Genomic DNA, 19,781 nt, shown 5'->3' on the forward strand with positions numbered 1-19,781 from the left:
TGCCTTATTTATACCGCTCGGCCTTTTCAACAAGCGCTTGGCAGTACACTCTTAGTTTATCGCGCAGCACTCTCACGCTTGGGTTGATGATTTGCTTTGACGGGCAGATCAACCACAGCGGCTTACATTCAACGCGGTAGTCATTTAATATACTTTGCACCATGCCTTGCTCTAGTTGGTCCGCTACGTCTATCGCGGAGCGCAATGAAATACCCGCTCCTTGCGCACACCAGCGCTTTACCACATCCGCATCATTACTGGTTCTACGCCCTTTAAGCACCACTTTGTAAGTTTGTTCATTTTTCGTTAGTTTCCACGTATCAAACTTACTGCCTCTGATCAAAAAGAACAGTCCTTGATGCTCACTTAATTCCTCATGATCCTTTGGTATGCCTTGTTTTTCGAGGTATTCCGTAGAGGCACAAAGCAGCAATGGCACATCACAAATTTTAAAGCCGTAGAAGCTACTGTCTTCAGGCGCACCATAGCGCAGCGCGATATCAACACCGTCACGATAAAAGTCGAGATTGTGATCATTAAGAATAAGCTTCAGGGCAAGTTTAGGGTATTCATCCAGTAATTCGTCTAGCCAAGGAAGGAGGATATTACGGCCAAAATCTGACGGTGCGGTTAACCTTAGCTCACCGTCAATTTCGTTGTCGTTGTCGAGCACCTGCTTTTTGCCATTCTCCAAAAGCGTAAGTGCTTGCTCGCAAATTGGCAAATAAGTTTCACCTTGCTTTGATAGCCTTAAGCTACGCGTAGAACGCACAAAAAGTTGAAAGCCAAGGTGCTTTTCCACTCGCTTTATCGCGGCGCTCGCTGTGGCAACCTGCATATCTAACTGCGCAGCCGCCGCACTAATATTGCCAAGCTGAGCCGTTTTCATTACGACGATTAAATCTTGTGTATTCATTTTCAAAAAATTTTTGAAACTATTTAACTCATTATCATCTTTTTATTGATTATGTAAATCCATATTATGTCTTTAAAGCAATTTTAGGAGTCTGATATGTACACATTACGCGATGCAATTAACAATCGTTATTCCACAAAAGCCTTTGATCCTAATAAAAAAATTAGTGATTCAGATATTGACCTACTCAAGCAGGCGCTAAGACTAAGCCCGTCTAGTACCAACGTTCAGCCATGGCATTTTGTCATCGCAAGTACTGAGGCTGGAAAAACTCAAGTGGCAAAAAGCACGCAAGAGAATTACAAATTTAATGAAGCAAAAGTACTAAATGCATCGCATGTTGTTGTATTTGCTGCAAAACAAAATATAGATGATGCACATTTAGATAAAGTGCTTGCCAAAGAAAGTGCTGATGGCCGATTTGAAAAAGGCTCTGAGGTAGAAGCACAAATGAATAATGGCCGTCGCTATTTTGTCGGCTTAAATCAAACCAGCGATGAAGCAATCAAAGCATGGACTGGCAAACAAGTTTACTTAAATCTTGGGCAATTTTTGCTAAGCACCGCACTACTCGGTATAGACTCTGTGCCCATTGAGGGTTTTGACGCCGAAATTCTCAGCAATGAGCTTGGGTTAACTGAGCAAGGCTTTGATGCTCTTGCTATTGTCGCATTGGGCTATCGAGACGAAGGTGATTTTAATGCTAAATTACCTAAATCTCGCCTTGCTATCGACGATATCATTACCGAAATCTAATACCCAGTTTGGCACTGATAATGGCTAGCTAGATAACATCAGTGCCACTCCAGTTCCGGTTGGAATAACATTTCAAACACTCCAATGTAAACCAATGTGAATGAAACAATAAATTCACAACTATCCTCACCCCTGTTTTGTATTAAATTTATCCATACTTTTCAATAACATTACAGTTATTTGAAATTATTGGTAATTTTTTAATGTGAATTTTTTAGCTCTGTTGTAAAAATTCTGCTTGAAACATTGAATATATTATTGTTAATTAAAAGTGAAGAGTGAATTCACCTTTAAAAATAACGAAATGACAACAAGTAAACTCAGTCCTCACCACTGGTTTTGTACCTGCCAGCCGAGAGACTGTAGCAACCTCAACAGGAAGAAATAATGAAGCTACTATCACGCACACTATCTACAGGGTTACTCGCAGCAGCCGTAACCGCATCACTGAATGCTCAAGCAATGAATAAAGACCTAGCGGTAAGTGTTGATGTCGACACAAAAAGCAATGGCGATGTTATTGCGACGCTAAACATCACCAATCAGGGTAAAGGCAATCAGAAAATCTTAAGCTGGTATACAGACCTTGAAGAAGAGCATATTTTCAAAATTACGCGTGATGGTAAAGAAGTTAATTTCTTTGGTCCTCACTACAAACGCCCAGCACCTACTGAAGCTGACTTTATCAAGTTAAAGTCTGGCGAAACGCTTACTAAATCATTTGAGCTTTCAGGCCTTTATGATCTTAGCCAGCCAGGTAACTACGAAATTAGTTATGATGTTGAATCATTTGATCTTTTCGGTAAAAAAGAAATCCCAAGCATGACTACAAGAACGATGGGTCAGCAATCGATGATGCGTGCCGATGTAGCAGAACTCAGCTCAAATTCGGTCAATCTATGGCTTGAAGGCGTTGCGATGACGAAGGGCAATGTTCAAGTCAATGCAAAACCAGCTGCAGGCGCGGCTGATTGTACTGATGGCACTTGTTTTACAGGTCGTTGTAGTAACAGTGAAAAAACCAGTATTTTGTCAGCACTAAATGCTGCAGATCAGATCACTAATGACTCCGTTGCTTACCTAAATAGCCACTCAGCAAGCAACCCATCTACGCGTTATCAAACTTGGTTTGGCGCAGCGACAAGTAGCCGTTATGCAACCGTGAAATCTAACTTCAATGCCATCAATGATGCAATCGACAACCAAGATCTCACTTTTGACTGTAGTTGTAACAAATCATACTTTGCTTATGTATACCCAAATCAACCATACAAAGTCTATCTATGTCGCGCATTTTGGAGCGCAAATGAGCTAGGTACAGATTCACGTGCGGGTACGATTGTTCATGAGCTAAGTCACTTTAATGCCGTTGCTGGTACAGATGACATCGTTTATGGCCAATCTGGTGCGAAAAACTTAGCAAACTCAAACCCAAGTCAAGCAATTCAAAATGCTGACAGCCATGAATATTTTGCGGAAAACACTCCGTACCAAAACTAATCTCGACTAGTTATCCCTGAACGAGTATCGGGTTTAGGCAACCGTCTAAACCCGATACTATTCACAGCGATTTCAGCTAACATGAAATATACTTCTTAAATTCATCTATTGCTGAGGAATTTCATGACTTGGGTTATCGTCGCGCTGTGTGGTTTTATCCTACTTGCTACGTTATTACCACTTGCTAAGCATCCGCACTGGAGTGTTAGAGCAATGGAGTTCCCACGGCTTCAGCTCACTGTTATTACTGCATTTACGCTACTGCTATCCATTTCCTACCTTAATCTTCAAAGCGTAGCCGCGCTTGCTGTCATTGTTCTATTAGGATGTTTAAGTTTTCAACTGTGGTGGATTTTACCCTACACCCCGCTTTGGCCAGTCGAAGTAAAAAAAGCGACAACCGATGCTGACACAATCAGTTTGATCACCGCCAATGTCCTGCAAACCAATCGACAATTTAATCTACTATTGGAGCAAGTCCGGACACATCAACCTGATCTTTTAGTCACGTTAGAAAGTGATGAGCTATGGGAGCAACAATTAGACTCGTTGTTAGATATACTGCCCTACAGCGTTAAATGTCCACAATCCAATTTGTATGGCATGCACGTTTATTCTCGCTACCCGCTAGACGAGGCAAAATGTGAGTATATCGTTGAGGAAGGTGTGCCTTCGATACATGCAAGACTCAAGCTCGCTCCCCATATCATGATCCAAACCCATTTCTTGCACCCGGCACCGCCGAGCCCCACTGAGAACGAAACGGCCATTGAGCGAGACGCAGAACTGGTGGTTGTTGCCAAACGCGTCATAAATGAGCCTTTGCCCACCATAGTCACTGGCGATCTCAATGATGTTGCTTGGTCACCAACCACGAGGTTATTTAGGAAAATAAGTGGGCTTCTTGATCCGAGAGTTGGCCGAGGTATGTTTAACACTTTTCATGCACAGTACCCGTTTGCACGCTGGCCGCTAGATCATTTGTTTGCGAGTCACCATTTCACAGTGATCGATATTAAAAGGCTCAACAACATAGGGTCAGATCACTTTGCGCTTTATGCAAAACTCGCTTATCAACCCGTAAAAAATGAAGATGAAGCAGGACTTGAGCTGAAAAAGAAAGATATACATCGCAGCAAAGATATTATTGAAAATGCCGTGGCAAAGCCGAATTGCAAATTATGATAACCTGAGGTTTGGATAAGGAATGAGCTAGCTCATTGTTTTTTAATCACCTTAAACTATCTTCTTATCATCCGAAGCTCAGGTTATGATAGTGACTTTAAGTACGGTGAGTATGAACGAGAGCTATAAATAGAGGTTTTTAAATAACATCAGCTTGAAGCCAGCATCGTTCACTGACTTCAAGCCGAAAAGTATATTTACGAACTCAAAGAATTAATCCAAGTCTTGATATCTTCTTCAACAAGCGCCATTGGCCTTGCGCCTTTTAGCAACACTACGTCGTGGAATGCTTTAATATCAAACTTATCACCTAGCTGCTGTTTAGCATACTCTCTAAGTTCAACTAATTTAAGCATACCCAACTTATAACCAAGCGCTTGACCTGGCCAAGCGATATAACGGTCGATAGCCGATACCACATCACTCATAGCCGTACCGGTTGCATCAGCAAAATAGGTGATCGCTTGGTCGCGTGTCCACTTTTTATAATGCAGGCCCGTATCAACCACCAGTCGAGCAGCACGATATGCCTCAGCTTGCAGACGCCCTAAGTCTCCAAATGGGTCGTCCTTATACATCCCCATTTCGTAAGCCAATAGCTCTGAATACAGCGCCCAGCCCTCAACATAACCATTAAATGAGGCATTTTGACGCATCAAACCGATTTCTGTTTGCAACATATTAAGCGCAATTTGGAAGTGGTGACCAGGAACCGCCTCATGATACGTTAAGGTTTTCATGCCAAAGCTTGGTACTGCTTTCATGTCTTTTAGGTTGATTGAAAATACCCCTGGGCGACTTCCATCAAGCGATGGACCGTTATAGTAACCACCAGGTGCACCCGCTTCCACGGCTTTTGGTATACGTTTAACTTCAACAGGTTGCGGTGGAATAGTAGAAAAATAATCTGGCGCTTTTTGTAAAATTGTCCCTATTTCACCACGCAAGAACGATAATAACGCTTCACGACCTTCGTCAGAATCCGCATATAAGAATCTCGACTCTTCATTGAGCTGCTTCATCCGGTCACCAACAGTACCTTGTGAATAGCCATTTTGCTTGAGGATTTCGTCCATACGCTTTGAAATACGCTCCACCTCAGCAAGGCCAATTTGGTGGATCTCTTCCGCGCTCATATCAGAATCTGCCAAATAGGTGATCTCATGCTGGTAGAAAGCTTCGCCATTTGGTTGGGCCCAAATGCCAACATTTTCAGGCGCTTTGCTCTCTAGAGCGTGCATAATCGCAGACACATTTTTAAATTCAGGATAAAGCTTTTGCTCAACAATTTGTGTTGCCTGTGCAACATATTCAGCGGCGGCTTTATCCGTAATACCATCAATATTCGCAAGTTTATCTTTAAACGACGCAACCAAAGGATGTTCTGCACCACTTGGCGCCGTGAAGTTATCTAAATAACCTAGCGTGTTTGGAAATAATACTTTTGGTAAAATTACGCCTTTATTGGCATCCGCTTTTACCTTACTTGCAACTTGCTTCGTGACTTCAACAAAGGCATTTAAGCGCGCAACATAGTCTTTTGCATCTTGCTCGCTCTCTATTCCATGTTGGTCTTTAAGCACATTCGGAATATCCAGCAATGGGCCAGACAATTGGTTGACAATATATGGCAGGTGTCCGCCCCAAGTATCAATGTAACCTGCTGAGAAGCCCTTATCGCCAGCATAATAACGTGCAATAACTTCGTTTACTTTAAGATGCAACAAGTCGTCAGAGTTCGCCACGCCCGATTGTAATTGTTTTAATTTATCTGCGGCTGCGTTCATATCCACCTGGAGCGCCTGCATTCCGACAACCGAGTAATCCGGCAGTCTATTAGCATAGTGACCATATTCATTACTTGATAATTTGAGCGAAGTGGCAAGTGCGGGTTCGTGGTTAATAAACTGCTTGGTGTACTGTTCTACGACTTTGTCGATTTCTGCACGAGAGAGAGTTGATTCAGTGGTTTTAGCAACAGATGTAGTTTCCGTTACCGGCTTGTCTTGAGCACATCCGCTCAAACCTAGCACGACAGAGAGTGCTACCAAGCTTATTTTATTCATTATTACGCCGCTCCATTAGGGTTGTTGTCAAAGCTAAAAATACCAGTGCAGATTAGACTGGTGATAGAATAGTCATACCAATTTGACTGAACACTTGTTCAATTTGGTATAAGCACTTCATTCATTGAGAAATCAGAATGCAATAAAGTGCTCACGCTATTCTCATAGATGCAACTACAAGTAACATATTTGCGCTTTTGTTACAGCTATAAAAGATAGAATCCTGCAAAATAAGTTACTTTCTCTACACCTGAACTAAAGTTCATAACCTTAGATAGAGTGCTTAGTCTTCAAGCAGCAGAGGTTCAGGTATTTCGTTGTGGCCAAATGCAGAGTCAGCAATAATCTGCTGCACGCGACCAGATGACTTGTCAAACACAAAGCAAGCATGTGGCCTTTGCTCCAACTGTAAGCTGATGGTGATACTCAAACTTTTAGGTAAAGCCTGCGCTATCACATCTCTCGACGCTTCTGTAAAGAGTACAGATTCAGGGGTAAATTGATAAAACTGCCCAAACTGTAAATCACAATGCTCGCCTTGCTGTAAGTCCTTCCTATACTCATATTGATACAGCTTGCTGCCACAACCGGGGCCAAAATAATTGGTTGTCAATGCCGTAAAATTGTAGTCCCGCACTTGCGGAATAAAACAGCGCTGAGTCCCCCGCTTTGGCATTGGGTGCCAAATTTGTGCACATACTTTAAAAAATGGTCGTTTATTTTCATAAAGTACATATAGATCATCATTGTCCAACATTCCTCGGGCATGATGTTGGTAATTACTGCTGCCCGCGACTTGAGCCGCGAGAAATTGCTTGTTTTGCGAAAGCCGATACAACATCTCAGCAAGCAGTCTTAATGTACTGTCATCCAAGCAGTCTGGACCAGTATATAAGCTAGAAACACAATTAATAAAATCACTAAAATTAATTGCCCCATGACTATAAAAGTTATCGAATTGGCGTGCCATATTTCTTCCTTGTGTGTGAGCGTTTTAGTCAGACGAATAACGAGTACGTCAGCTAAAATTCGTATTTTTTAAAACAGAAACTTGCATATATCCGATTGCAAACTGCGCTGCTTTTTTCTTAGTCCCTAATTAAAGCTAATGCAGACTGGGGAGAACGCAACAAATTAATTACAATTTTGGTGACAGCCTAGTTAAGACTATTAATGAGATGAGTCAGAGATGGTAGTTTAGAGTTTATACGCTATACAGAGCGTAAGTGACGCATGAGTATATGTCATAAAAACTTCATGAAAATTTATGCACTTAATCCCACGCGCAACAGAGACTGAGCCGAGCGCAATATTTATATTATATTTTCATCGTTTCGAATGGCACTAATCAGTAAAACAAGATAAATCACAGCCCAAACTTACTTCGATTTGGACTCGGTAATCACCTCGTCTTGGCTAAACACCTCAACCTGAGTTGCTTGAGATGAGATGCTATGAGCATCAGTTGTTAACGTTAAAATAACAAACAATACAGTCATCACTGCAAATGCAATATTAACCGTTTTCCCTAAAAAGCGTGTTTTTAACATCACGATTTCTCCTAAACTTATCACTACTAAGCTTAGTCGAAATCGTGAGCAAAAAGGTTTAATTCAAACAAAAATAATTTACTAAATGCAATTATCAAAACGTGTTGGTTTATGTGCTAGCCAACATTCGAATTAATTGGTTTTAACGCCTTGATAAGCCTGAGTTCCCCATAATGGCACCGTTGACAAGCTATGCTTAAAGCTACCAGAGGTTTCCTTAGTGGTATAGGCTAAGTACATCAAGGTTTGATTTTTTGCATCAAAGATCCTTCTCACTTTCATTGATTTAAAAAACACACTTTTTGATTTTTTAAATACCACTTCGCCTGAATCACTTTTATCTATATTCGCCAGCATTGCCGGTGTTATTTCACTCGTTTGACGGCAAGAAATAGAGCTATCGCTTGGGTCCGAAAAGCTCAAATCATCTTCAACACTCGCCACATGACAGGTCACACCCGTTACAACGGGGTCAACCATAGAGTCTAATTTTATATCTTTGAGCGTAAATAGACCGAGTGACACATCACCAACTTCACTGTCAGAGCAACCTAGTAACGTACAAGATGCCAACAATGCAAACATCAGCTTTTTCATTGTTTTTCCTTAAGATAATCGACGTACAAAAGAAACATACGGAGTTAATACTCTAAGCTATTTGAAAATTTTCGCAAATCACCTTATCTAAAAAAGAGATAACCATTCAAATAATCAAAATAATTATTCACAAAATACGAATAAGCATGTTAGCATGCGCCGCAGTTTCAGGGTGGCTAAATTTACCTAAACCATGAACAAAACATGGCTAATTTATTCACCACCGGTTGTATGAAATTCTCTCTAAACTCGGGACAGAAATGCACCACCTGCATAGTTACCCATTTCTAAAGATTGAAATTTCGTCACGTTTAATTCTTAATTTGAGGTTCCACCATCCATGAGTAAGCTCCATCCAAGCTTAGTCGCACTAGCTGTTAGTTCGAGTTTTTTTGTTGTTAATCAATCACAAGCAGAAGAAAGTAAGATTCAAGAAAAGTCAATTGAACGAATTCAAGTAACAGCCACTCGACGCGCGGGCACAGTTCAAGAAGCGCCATTAAACATTACTGCCGTCGACAGCGATGTGATGAGCGACCAAAATATTGGCGACCTTGAAGATGTAGCAAGATGGGTTCCTGGTTTGACAATCACAGAGCAAGGTGGCCGTGAGGGCTCACCTATTATTGTTCGTGGCTTGAATACTAATTCGTCGGAACGTGCTTCTGACTCAGGAACAGTGGCAACTTACCTAGGCGAAATTCCAATCAACGTAGATTTGCGACTAACCGATATCGAACGTGTTGAAGTCTTGATCGGCCCACAAGGTACGCTTTACGGTGCAGGCACGCTAGGTGGTGCGATTAGAACCATGCTTAAAGCGCCAGTGCTTGACGTTATTGAAGGTAAACTAAGTGGTGACTTATTCAGTATCAATGAAAGTGACAGTCATGGTCATGAAGTAGGTGCTGTCTTCAATATGCCTCTAGTGATGGATGAATTAGCCATTCGTGCGAGCGTTAACCGCTATCACAACCCCGGCTTTATGGATTACAGTTATGTGGTTAAGCAAGCTGGCGTTTCAAACCCAGATCCTGATTGGTCCAATGCTGAGGATGTAAAAGCAAACATCAACGCAGTTGCGGATGCAAATGATGAGACCATAACAACCACACGGGTTTCTCTACGTTGGTTGGTGAGTGAGAATATCGATACCACACTGAACTATTTTCATCAGAAGCAAGAAAATGGCGCTAACTCAATTTCACAATATCAAAGCCTTGCAGCACAGCACCCGCTTGCCGATTCTATTAAACCTTACGAGTCAGCGTACCGCGTGCTTGAGCCTAACGAACAAGAAGACGACCTGCTTAGCCTTGAAATCAACGCCGATTTAGAGTTTGCTGATTTAGTTTCGGCATCCGGTTGGTCAAGCAAAGAACAACAAGGCCAACGAGATCAAACCGATCTACTTTATGATATTTGGCCGGGTTATGCGGATTTTCCTAGTTTTACCGCTTTGACTAAAGATACTACTGATCAAGACACTTTTACCCAAGAGATCCGTTTAGTCTCTAAAGGGGATGACGCGCTAAATTGGATTGCAGGGGTATATTACAGCAAACAAGAAATTAGTTCGGACGATAGAGAGTACACGCCAGGACTCACGGCGTTTTGGGGCGATGAAATCGACAATATTGAGCAAGATCTTGAGTATATTGCACTGACCAATGCCACCAGCAAAGAGTCAGCATTGTTTGGCGAAGTTGGCTATGCATTTTCAGACGATTTCAATATCACAGTGGGCGCTCGTTTCTATCGCTATGATGTTAAAACTGAGTCAGCGGCTGAAACCCCGCTCTATTCTGGTGGCCTGCCAAGCCTTGAGCAAATTTCATTTGAACAAGTCAGTGCCAAAGACAATGGTAGTTTGTTTAAGTTTAATGCCAATTACACCTGGCAAGATGGACTGCTGACGTACTTCACTGTCAGTGAAGGATTTAGGTTAGGCGGTGGTAACGGTTTGGAGTCCTGTCCAGAAACACTACCAGAGCAACAAATCATCTGTGCACTGCCGCATGAGCTTAGCTATAAACCAGATACCACCACTAACTATGAGCTGGGATTAAAGTCTACATGGCTGAATAACAAGCTGCATTTTAATGCCGCATTATTCAGTGTTGATTGGGAAGATGCACAGATCTCATCTGTGACGGTAAACGGCCAAGAGATCATTACCTCCAATGCTGGATCTGCGAACTCTAGTGGGATTGAGCTATCAACCCGGGCTATGTTGAACGATCAGTGGACGGTGTATGCAACCTATTCTTATGCAAAAGCACAGCTAACTGATGATGCACCAGCCCTGTTTGCGGTATTCAAAGAAGGTGACTATAGCGCTGAAGAAATCGCGCTTTACCAGCCGTACTATGACGGTACAGACGGTGACCGCTTACCTGGCGCCCCAAAGCAGCAGTTCTCATTCGGTTTAAGCTACGAGCAGGAAGTGTTCGACGACAAAATGCTTAACGTTAATTATGGAGTAACCGCGCAGAGTGACGTATACACTAAAGTCGGACTCAAAGCTGACGGAGAGGTATTACCAGGATTTGCCTTGTCTAACCTCAGTGCTAAGCTTTCAAGCGAGCAATGGGCCGTCACTTTTTATGTAGACAACCTGTTTGACAAATTTGCTTTCACCTCGGTAAGACGCGACAAGTCTTGGGCTGGTGAAGCTAAATTCGCGGCGTTAAACAAAGCCTTGCCTGAGCAGCAGCGAGTGTACGGACACTATGTCACAACACCTCGTACCGTTGGGGTCAAGCTTAACTACCAGTTTGAGTTATAATCAGCAAAAAACTAAAATAGAGAGTGAAGTTACCTTCACTCTCTTTACGTTGCGATGACATCATACAATCAGATCCAAAGCTATATTCAACAGCGTCAATTTCAAGCGGCGCATCACGCATTAGTCGCTCGCATTAATACCAATGCCAACGATCACCACGCGTACGCCTTATTGGCCGAATTGAATATCGCTCTCGGTAACCGCAGCAAAGCGCTAAAAATTTACGACAAGTGCCTAAGTTTATTTCCCTGCGCACTTTACTCATTGAGCGCTGCCAAACTTGCGCTTTTTACCCAAGCACCATTAGTGGCAAAGCGCTATATTCTGCATTTGCTAGGTAACACACAATTGTCAGGGTCAGAGCACGATACCCTCGCAAATATCTTACTGAGATTAAACCAATATACTGACGCTGGTTGGCATTTTAGCCATGCCTACACTCGCTCACCACACTGTCCTGAAATCGCGCTCAACTATGCAATGCATTTAAAGATGTATGGTGAATTAGCACAAGCACGGACGCTGCTTGCCTCTTTAGTGCAAACAAACCCAAGTAATGCAAAGTGCCAGTTAGCCTACTCAGAGCTAACTCCTGTAGAATTAGCATCGACTCGCATCGCTCAGTTAGCAACTGAAATAACAGCGCAAACTGCTCCACTTACATTACAACGGCTTTACCATGCCCTGGCACTCGAATACGAAAAGCAGGAAAATTATCCCAAGGCATGGCAAAGCTTTATTGCCAGTAAACAAGCGATAAGTGCCGAGATTTCCTATTCATCTAAACAAATGACTGGCTATTTTCAAGCACTCGGCAAACTTCTAGACAAGCCTATTGATTTTGCTCCAGAGCAAACGCTTGCACCAGTATTTATCATTGGGCTACCACGCTCAGGCACCAGTTTAATGGAGCAGATCTTAGCGCAATTGTCACTACAACCGCTGGGAGAGACCAATATATTGCCCCAAGCACTTAGGTTTTCTCATGACTACAACAGCAATATTCAACATATCAGCCACGCCTATGAAGAAGCTAACGCCATTGAGCAATACCGCCTCTTCACTGCGCAGTCCGTTACTGGTGCTCAACGTTTTATAGACAAACAACCATTTCATTTTTTCTTTATCGATTTACTCGCAAAGGCGTTTCCACGCGCAAAATTTGTCGTGATGAAGCGAGACAGAACAGATACTTGTATCGCAAACTTCCGTCAGCTATATCAAACGAATAGCCCCTTTCATGGCTACTCATACCGGATGCAAGATATTCAAGCTATGTATGATAATACATATGCGTTTTTGCAAGATGCTGCGCAACAACATCCGACTCAAATTAAGTTTGTGAATTATGAATCGCTGGTAGAAAAGCCTCAGGCTGTGATGAGAGAAGTCTGTCAATTTCTCGAGTTAGATTGGCAAGACAATGCACTTCACTTTTATAAGCAGGGTTATTACTCAGCAACAGCCAGCAAAATGCAGATCAGACAGCCATTGAACAATACAAGTGTGGGCAAATATCGAAATGTATACCCAATATAGGAATATTGCCCCATTGCAGTGATGATGCTAACGTTAGACAAAAGGAATACCAAACAATAACGATATGAAGCAACTACTCTCTATTATATTTCTAACTGCATTAGCGGCCTGCACGCCATCAGAAATTACCAAGATAGAGCAAGAATTAACCCTTGCTCAACAGCAACGAAATTTAGATGCCCAACTTAACGCGCTCAAGTCGCTCAATGAATATGATAATAATAAGTGGCAAGCGTTATACCTAGAAACATTGAATGCCTCCACTTTGCTATCCGATGCACAACGCGCCTATGACAACGGCAACATTGTTATAGCCCAGATAGGAGCTGGACAATCCAAAGATATTAATAACTCATTGCAAGCGGATACATTGCTGCGTGCGTTATCTATCGATTACCCTCTTACTGAGTTGATTGATGAATTAGTCCAATTGCAAACGACAGCAAGTAAAAATGAAATATCGTTCACCTCTTTTTTTAACCACTCTCCTAGCAAGTGGAATACTATCGAGATCAATCAAAAGCTGCTTGCCATAAATACTAAGATAAAAACAATTACTGAGCAGATTGAAACACTGCAAAATATTCAAAGACAATCTCAAAGTTACCAAGCGGTATTAGTAGAAGCAAAACGGCAACGAGGTTTACTAGTTGAACAGGAAGCTATTTTTTTACGCCACTTGCAACAACAGTTCAGTGTTTTACATCAAGCTCAATTTGCAAAGATTTATCAAACAGTGGCCGAACAACTTAATAACTTTGACGAACGAGTAGTAGCTTCAATGATCCGCCAAGATCAAAACAAGTTAATTGAGACGATGCAGCATCAAAGCGAGCTGTTGTACAATATTGATCTCATGCTAAAGCAGGCAGGTTCTGAAAGACATGCTGAATTTGAGCCTTTTTATCTTGCCTATATTCAACTACTGAATAAACCCAAAGATTACAGAGAGTATGTACGCAAGGGAGAAGCAGCGCTCACTTTATTTGAGCACGCAGGAGCCCCTCATAACTTTTATCAACAGTATCAAATACTAGTGTCAGAGCCACTAACACTGAGCGATGATTTACTCGCTTTTGCACGCTCACAAAATGAATCAAAGTTTTTGTATAGAAAATACTAGCGACTAGCTATCCACCATGCGAGCAGCACAATGGCCGTTGTGAGAATAACGGCTTTTATTTTATGTTGTTTAATTAGCTTTTCAGCCTGATTACCAGCAAAGTAAACGACCGCCGCCAAGCCAAAATAACGTAGTGAACGGGCAATACAGGTTGCAATTAGAAATTGTAATAGTGAAAATTTTGTGGCGCCTGCTGCTAACATGGCAATCTGAAAAGGTACAGGCGCAATACCTAAGGTCAACACAAACCAAAACCCCTGACTTTGCATCTGCGCTTTCACTTGCTCAAACTGAGACGGACTCGACAGCAGCTCAATAACGGAATCCCCCACTGCATCAAATAAATAGTAACCCAACGCATAACCAAATAAGGCACCAATCACACACCCAACCGTCGCCATTAACGCAATTAACCATAGCTTTTCTCGCCTTGCTTGCATAAGCGGCACCATCACGGCTTCAAGCGGAATAGGCACGATGGTTGACTCTAAAAAAGAGGCAACCGTGATCCCTTTAAGCATATTTTTTGATTCTACTAATCGCTTGGTCTTCTGCTTCAATTCAGCCGTTAACGCCATCACACTTCCCCTAATGTTCACAGTAATGGAGACAAGCATAGTCTAAGCTAAGTTTCTCCTTCCTGAATTAAGCAGTGCTTTATATATGCGGGTATTTGTATGCGCGGACAAATGCGGTACCCTGTTTTAGAGTAAATGGTTGGAGGGATGTTTCTGTGAATTATTTGGCGCATTTGTACTTTGCCAAACCGACTGCCGCATCGCACTTTGGTAACTTGCTCGGTGACTTTCAAAAAGGCGTGAATATACAAGCACTGCCTAAACCTGTGCAACTTGGTCTACAAACACATAGGCAAGTCGATAAATTTACCGATAGCCACTCGATTACAAAATCTGCTAAACAACTTTTTTCGCCCACGCGTCGCCGTTTTGCAGGCATTGCACTGGATGTGTTATATGACCACTTTTTGATTAAACACTGGCAGCAATATCACAGCACCTCGCTTGACGACTTTAAACGTCAGAGCTTTTCCTTGCTTCACGATAACTTGCACATCATGCCTGCACACATGCAACGAGTCGTTAGCGCAATGACACAAAATGATTGGTTTGCCACCTATGAATCCGTGGCTGGTGTGGGCCATGCGCTCGATAACATCGCTAAACGTATTCGTTTTCAAAACCAATTTGCTGGCAGTGAAAGGGATATTACAAAGCACTATCAACAACTAGAGTCAGGATTTAATGTCTTTTTTCCACAATTAATTGCCCACATGCAACAACAACTCATAGAATCTGAAATTTAGAGTAAATACTCCTCTATATTTGCTCTATGGTTATCAACTATAATGCAGAGATATTTGTTGGTAATGGGGTTTTTTGCAGTGTTAAACAGAGTTAGGTTGCTTTTTGTCCAAGCACTATTTACGCTATTTTTACTTTTAACTCCGTTTTCCAGCCATGCTAGTGCACTATTACCCACACTTGAAACGTTAAAGCAGCTGTTAGCCGATAACCCATCTGTTGCGCTTGAAGAAATTGACACACTCCTAAACAAAAACACGACGCCAACTTATCTTTCAGCAGCTTGGTTTAAACTCAGCCTAATGAAGATTGAAGCCCACTCTTTGCTTGGCCATTATGAAACTGCTTATCAGGCGATAGATGAGCTCAATCAGGTGTTAGATAAAGTGGCAGACCCTGATGCCAAGAGTAAATTGCTATTGAGCCACGCCACGGTGCTACTTAGTCAAAATCGTGCGACCGAGGCAGAAGAAAAGCTTGAGCTGGCACTCAACACCACCTCTCAAGCCGATGAGCGGTTAATTGCAGATATTCATGATCGCCTTGCTCATATTAACCGCTTTCGGGCAAACTACCGTAGCGCGCTAAATCATGCTGAGCAGGCCATCCAAATTGCAAAACGCATTAATGATGTTCCGCGACTCGCAAGTTTCTATAACCAAATTGGCATTGTTTACGATTACATGGGCCAAATTGAACAAGCTATCAGCTATCATGAACAATCTCTTATGCTTCAGCGCAAACGCAATAACCAGCAAGGGATCTCCAACTCACTGTACAACATCGGCGAACTCTACCGTGATTTAGAAGAATTTCCTCTTGCACTATCACATTTTGAGCAGGCGCTCAGGGTTGATAAGCTATTAGGTAATCCGCGTCATATCGCCAACAGTTACGGTAAGATTGGCCAAGTTTTATATCAACAGGGAGAGTATAAGCAAGCTCAGGTGTTTATTCTAAACGGCCTTGCCCTAACAAAAAAAATGGAGGCTGACAGCGACACGGCTTGGCAATTAAGTAATTTAGTCAATGTCCAACTAGCTCAAGGTGATGTGAATGAAGCCTTAAATAGTGCAAATGAAGCGCTTACGCTTGCGATAAAATCCGGTGCCAACCGAACAGAGCGTACCGTTAGGCTGGCACTTGCTAATGTCTATTTGGCTCAAGATAAAAGTGAAGACGCCAAAGAACAGCTTGAACTATTACTAAAGCAACCTCAGCTTGGCACTCAAACTCAAAGTGATATTCACAAACAGCTGGCCGCAATTTATCAACAAGCAGGCGCATTTGAAGCCGCACTTGCTCAATTAAAACAATATCAGCAAGCACAAACTGAATTAAAGAAGGTTAGCGATAAAAACAAAGCGTACAAAATGGCATTAAACATAGAACTTGTGAAAAAGGAACAAGCACTTAGCCTGTTACAAAAAGAGCAGTCGCTGCAACAAGCAAATTTAGAAAACCTAAAGTTGCAGCGAGGCTTGGCCATCGCCTCTGCGCTGTTGCTGCTCGCAGGGCTTGCCATATATTTTTTAAGACAACGCCAGAAACAAAAACTAGAAGCCTTAGAACAGCACATGGCCGCGCGAGCTTTAGAGCAAAAAAACCAATTGCTCGCCGATATTTCTCACGAGTTGCGTACCCCGTTAACCGGACTAAAACTGACAATTGAGGCGATGCAATTTAATATCGAGCCTGATATTGATGTCGCCTATAAAAAAGTGAACAGTAAAATCAACCAACTGGATACCTTAATCTCGGACATTTATCAGTCCGCTCAGTTTGACAATAATGTGATGTCGTTAGAGCTCAGGCCGCTTGATATTAATACCATTGTTAAGGATTGCTGCTCTGAACTCACGCCTGTTTTTGCGAAAAAGCAGCAATCTCTGCGCTGTAATTTAAGTGAGCAAGTCTTGCAGGTAGAAGGCGACCCACAGCGTCTAAAACAGGTCATCCTGAACCTTTTACGGAACAGCCATTTTTACACTGATGCAGCGGGAACCAGTCTAATACATACACGCTTAGCCGACTCATATGCCATTATCACAGTGGAAGATTCAAGCCCAGGAGTAGCAACCTCGGAGCTAGATAAAATTTTTGAACGACTTTATCGCTGTGAACACTCCAGAAGCCGGGATCTTGGCGGCTCGGGGCTTGGACTTGCGATTAGCAAACATATTGTGTTGGCGCATCATGGTTCTATCAACGCCAATCATAGCCCGCTTGGCGGGCTACTCGTTGAAGTGAAGCTTCCGATTAAATCCGCTCAAAACGATATAGGCCACGCCAAATCACCGCAGTGATCTCACCTTTGTCATTCGTTTCAATGGTGACATCTGCGCCCCCTTCAAGCTCAATCAGGGTGTCTTCCTCTGTGGCAACGAATGCCATCAGGTTATCGCGGGCCATATCTAAGACGTTAAATCGCGTACCATCTCGGGTGATTTTCATTTTAAACTGATAATCTTTCTCATAAGCATACAGACCTTCCAATTGCTTTGCGCGTGCCTCAGATAATGTAATCGCTGTTATTTTTTTACTACGTAGAAAATCCCAGCCGTAATGTTCGCTGATGGCAATGCGAAGCTCACCAAATACGGTACTCGCTGAGTCGCCATTGGACATCAATACCATCCCCTCGCCTTTTTCTACATATGCTTCAAAACGGTTGCTAAAGCCTTTATTTTTCCCACCATGGGTGAAGATAAGTCCTTGCTCACGCTGTTCAAGCTCTGGTCCCAAGCCCCATACGTCATGATGAACTTCAAGCATTTGCTTCGCCAGCTCTGGCGTGATGGGCCCCACAGTATTGCCGGCATACGCTTGTTGTACGGCCATAATATATTTAGCAAGATCCACCGGAGTGGTCCAAAGACCAGCAGCGGCTTGTTCTGGATAAACATGCCAGTCCCCCTCGACTTGCTCGCCGTTATCGTCAAACGCAGCACTGGCTTTTGACCATAACATTTTCGGTAGTGGTTGCGCATAGGTACTGTTGTGCATACCCAACGGAGTTAAAATTGCCTGTTGGACATACTCTTCAAATGGCATTTTTGTCACATCTGCCACGAGCAATTCCATTACGGTGTAACCACCGCCAGAATAGCGCCAAGCTTTACCTGGCAAAGTGTCAACCGTCACTAAGTCGGTATTGCCTTTACCCATTAAGACTTCAACATCGGTTGGAATTTTACTACCACGCACGTAGCCCGGAAAACCATGTTGAGTGAGCCCCGAAGTGTGAGTCATTAACTGTCTCAAAGTAACAGGATTGGCTTTGGTAAATTCGTTTGTTGGTACTTTCCAAGAGGTGAGATATTGATTAACGTCAGCATCTAAATCGACTTTACCATCTTGCGCTAACTTTAATACCGCAAGCGCTGCAACGGGCTTACTTATTGATCCTGCCTGAAACAGTGTTTCAGTGGTCACTTTACGATGTTGCTTTTTATCTGCAATGCCAAACCCCTCAGCCCACACCACTTTACCATCTTTGATCACGGCAAGGCTTAAGCCCGGCAAATGCGTTTCTTGAAGACGCGTCTGCAAATCTACAGGTTTATATTTTTGGCCTTCCAACTGCACTTTAGGTAAGAGGTTATGTGCAACTTGTTGAACTTGATGTTGAGCTGAGTCAGTGGCGAAGGATGTCTGACTTAGCAAAGACGAGCAAAATAAGGCGCAGTACAATAGTTTCGACATGATATTTCCCTTGTTATTATCGTTATTCACTCACTTTACACACTGATAAATGTGCCGTGAATGAATAACAGTATAATCATGAGATGAAGAAAAATGCACCTACATCAACTTTGTGCCTGAGACACTCGGCGATTAACGGGGTAACGCTCGAAATCCTCCCAGTAATGAATTCCACCTATCATCTCTTTTACTTGATAGCCCATTTTTGCAAGCTTATACGCGGCCTTTGTTGCGCCATTACACCCAGGACCCCAACAATAAACCACGATTGGCGTGACCTTGTCATACTTTGCCATCGTTAGCTCGCTTATGTCTGCGCTTGGCATATTGACTGCACCTTGGGCATGACTTTTGGCAAAGGCTTCATTCGACCTGACATCAAATAGCATAAAATCCTGCTGCCCCGTTAACATCGCTTGATAAACATCAGCACAATCCGTTTCGCAAGCCAGCTTCATTGCAAAATACTGTGATACTTCTACTTTCATCTTTTAACTCCTATTTAAATAACCTGAGCTGCGGATAATTATTTAACCTGAGGTTTGGATAAGGAATGAGCTAGCTCATTGTTTTTTAATCACCTTAAACTATCGTCTTATCTAGCCAGAGAGTTTTGGGGATAACTAGGCGAATTTACGCACCAATAGCAGGCTATTGGAAGTGAATTCAACGCAGTTAGCGCTAAAACTGGCTGCTAGAAAGGCATTAATTATCCGAAGCTCAGGTTATTTAAC

At 42.6% G+C, this 19,781-nt stretch carries 16 protein-coding genes; 8 read left to right on the forward strand and 8 right to left on the reverse strand.

Going from position 1 to position 19,781, the window contains the following annotated elements; all coding sequences use genetic code 11:
- Window positions 1-4 precede the first annotated feature (4 nt).
- Entirely contained in the window at window positions 5-916 is a 912-nt protein-coding gene (locus tag BB427_RS03325) for a LysR family transcriptional regulator (RefSeq protein ID WP_069018934.1), read from the reverse strand.
- A gap of 96 nt (window positions 917-1,012) precedes the next feature.
- Here BB427_RS03325 and nfsB point away from each other — a divergent pair, with 96 nt between their 5' ends.
- From nfsB to BB427_RS03340, 3 genes are all read left to right on the forward strand, one after another.
- The gene (nfsB, locus tag BB427_RS03330; RefSeq protein WP_069018935.1) at window positions 1,013-1,672 is read left to right on the forward strand and encodes an oxygen-insensitive NAD(P)H nitroreductase; all 660 of its coding nucleotides are present in this window, start codon (window positions 1,013-1,015) and stop codon (window positions 1,670-1,672) included.
- Between the two features lie 387 nt (window positions 1,673-2,059).
- The gene (locus BB427_RS03335) at window positions 2,060-3,172 is read left to right on the forward strand and encodes a M35 family metallo-endopeptidase (RefSeq protein WP_017216277.1); all 1,113 of its coding nucleotides are present in this window, start codon (window positions 2,060-2,062) and stop codon (window positions 3,170-3,172) included.
- 123 nt (window positions 3,173-3,295) lie between these two features.
- On the forward strand, window positions 3,296-4,357 hold the full coding sequence (locus tag BB427_RS03340) for an endonuclease/exonuclease/phosphatase family protein (RefSeq protein WP_069018936.1): 1,062 nt from the start codon (window positions 3,296-3,298) through the stop codon (window positions 4,355-4,357).
- 197 nt (window positions 4,358-4,554) lie between these two features.
- Here BB427_RS03340 and BB427_RS03345 read toward each other — a convergent pair whose 3' ends face one another.
- From BB427_RS03345 to BB427_RS03355, 4 genes are all read right to left on the reverse strand, one after another.
- Window positions 4,555-6,423, reverse strand: a complete 1,869-nt coding sequence (locus BB427_RS03345; RefSeq protein ID WP_069018937.1) for a DUF885 domain-containing protein — start codon at window positions 6,421-6,423, stop codon at window positions 4,555-4,557.
- 283 nt (window positions 6,424-6,706) lie between these two features.
- On the reverse strand, window positions 6,707-7,393 hold the full coding sequence (locus BB427_RS03350) for a hypothetical protein (protein ID WP_017216280.1): 687 nt from the start codon (window positions 7,391-7,393) through the stop codon (window positions 6,707-6,709).
- Window positions 7,394-7,802: 409 nt separating this feature from the next.
- Window positions 7,803-7,976 carry a hypothetical protein gene (locus tag BB427_RS24385; RefSeq protein WP_162484726.1) on the reverse strand — a complete coding sequence of 58 codons (174 nt, stop codon included), beginning with the start codon at window positions 7,974-7,976 and terminating at the stop codon, window positions 7,803-7,805.
- A gap of 129 nt (window positions 7,977-8,105) precedes the next feature.
- Entirely contained in the window at window positions 8,106-8,570 is a 465-nt protein-coding gene (locus tag BB427_RS03355) for a CreA family protein (RefSeq protein ID WP_045964078.1), read from the reverse strand.
- A 340-nt stretch (window positions 8,571-8,910) separates the two neighbouring features.
- On the opposite strand from BB427_RS03355, the gene BB427_RS03360 reads away from it, so the two are divergent.
- The 3 genes from BB427_RS03360 to BB427_RS03370 all read left to right on the forward strand — a co-directional run bounded on the left by BB427_RS03360 (window position 8,911) and on the right by BB427_RS03370 (window position 14,020).
- On the forward strand, window positions 8,911-11,358 hold the full coding sequence (locus BB427_RS03360) for a TonB-dependent receptor (protein ID WP_069018938.1): 2,448 nt from the start codon (window positions 8,911-8,913) through the stop codon (window positions 11,356-11,358).
- Window positions 11,359-11,412: 54 nt separating this feature from the next.
- Window positions 11,413-12,897, forward strand: a complete 1,485-nt coding sequence (locus BB427_RS03365) for a tetratricopeptide repeat-containing sulfotransferase family protein (protein WP_069018939.1) — start codon at window positions 11,413-11,415, stop codon at window positions 12,895-12,897.
- Between the two features lie 64 nt (window positions 12,898-12,961).
- Window positions 12,962-14,020, forward strand: coding sequence for a hypothetical protein (locus BB427_RS03370; protein ID WP_069018940.1), 1,059 nt, complete (start codon window positions 12,962-12,964; stop codon window positions 14,018-14,020).
- Here BB427_RS03370 and BB427_RS03375 read toward each other — a convergent pair.
- Window positions 14,017-14,598, reverse strand: coding sequence for a YqaA family protein (locus BB427_RS03375; RefSeq protein WP_069018941.1), 582 nt, complete (start codon window positions 14,596-14,598; stop codon window positions 14,017-14,019). The genes BB427_RS03370 and BB427_RS03375 overlap by 4 nt on opposite strands.
- 155 nt (window positions 14,599-14,753) lie before the next feature.
- On the opposite strand from BB427_RS03375, the gene BB427_RS03380 reads away from it, so the two are divergent.
- Entirely contained in the window at window positions 14,754-15,344 is a 591-nt protein-coding gene (locus tag BB427_RS03380) for an acyl carrier protein phosphodiesterase (RefSeq protein WP_039496754.1), read from the forward strand.
- A gap of 96 nt (window positions 15,345-15,440) precedes the next feature.
- Window positions 15,441-17,648 carry a tetratricopeptide repeat protein gene (locus BB427_RS03385; protein WP_254663571.1) on the forward strand — a complete coding sequence of 736 codons (2,208 nt, stop codon included), beginning with the start codon at window positions 15,441-15,443 and terminating at the stop codon, window positions 17,646-17,648.
- Here the strand turns inward: BB427_RS03385 and BB427_RS03390 are convergent.
- Complete coding sequence (locus BB427_RS03390; RefSeq protein ID WP_069018943.1) at window positions 17,602-19,047, reverse strand: serine hydrolase domain-containing protein; 1,446 nt, start codon at window positions 19,045-19,047, stop codon at window positions 17,602-17,604. The two genes, BB427_RS03385 and BB427_RS03390, sit on opposite strands and share 47 nt — an antisense overlap.
- A gap of 104 nt (window positions 19,048-19,151) precedes the next feature.
- Window positions 19,152-19,535 carry a rhodanese-like domain-containing protein gene (locus BB427_RS03395; protein ID WP_069018944.1) on the reverse strand — a complete coding sequence of 128 codons (384 nt, stop codon included), beginning with the start codon at window positions 19,533-19,535 and terminating at the stop codon, window positions 19,152-19,154.
- Window positions 19,536-19,781 lie beyond the last annotated feature (246 nt).

Source organism: Pseudoalteromonas sp. BMB, assembly GCF_001709235.1.
Taxonomy (GTDB): domain Bacteria; phylum Pseudomonadota; class Gammaproteobacteria; order Enterobacterales; family Alteromonadaceae; genus Pseudoalteromonas; species Pseudoalteromonas maricaloris.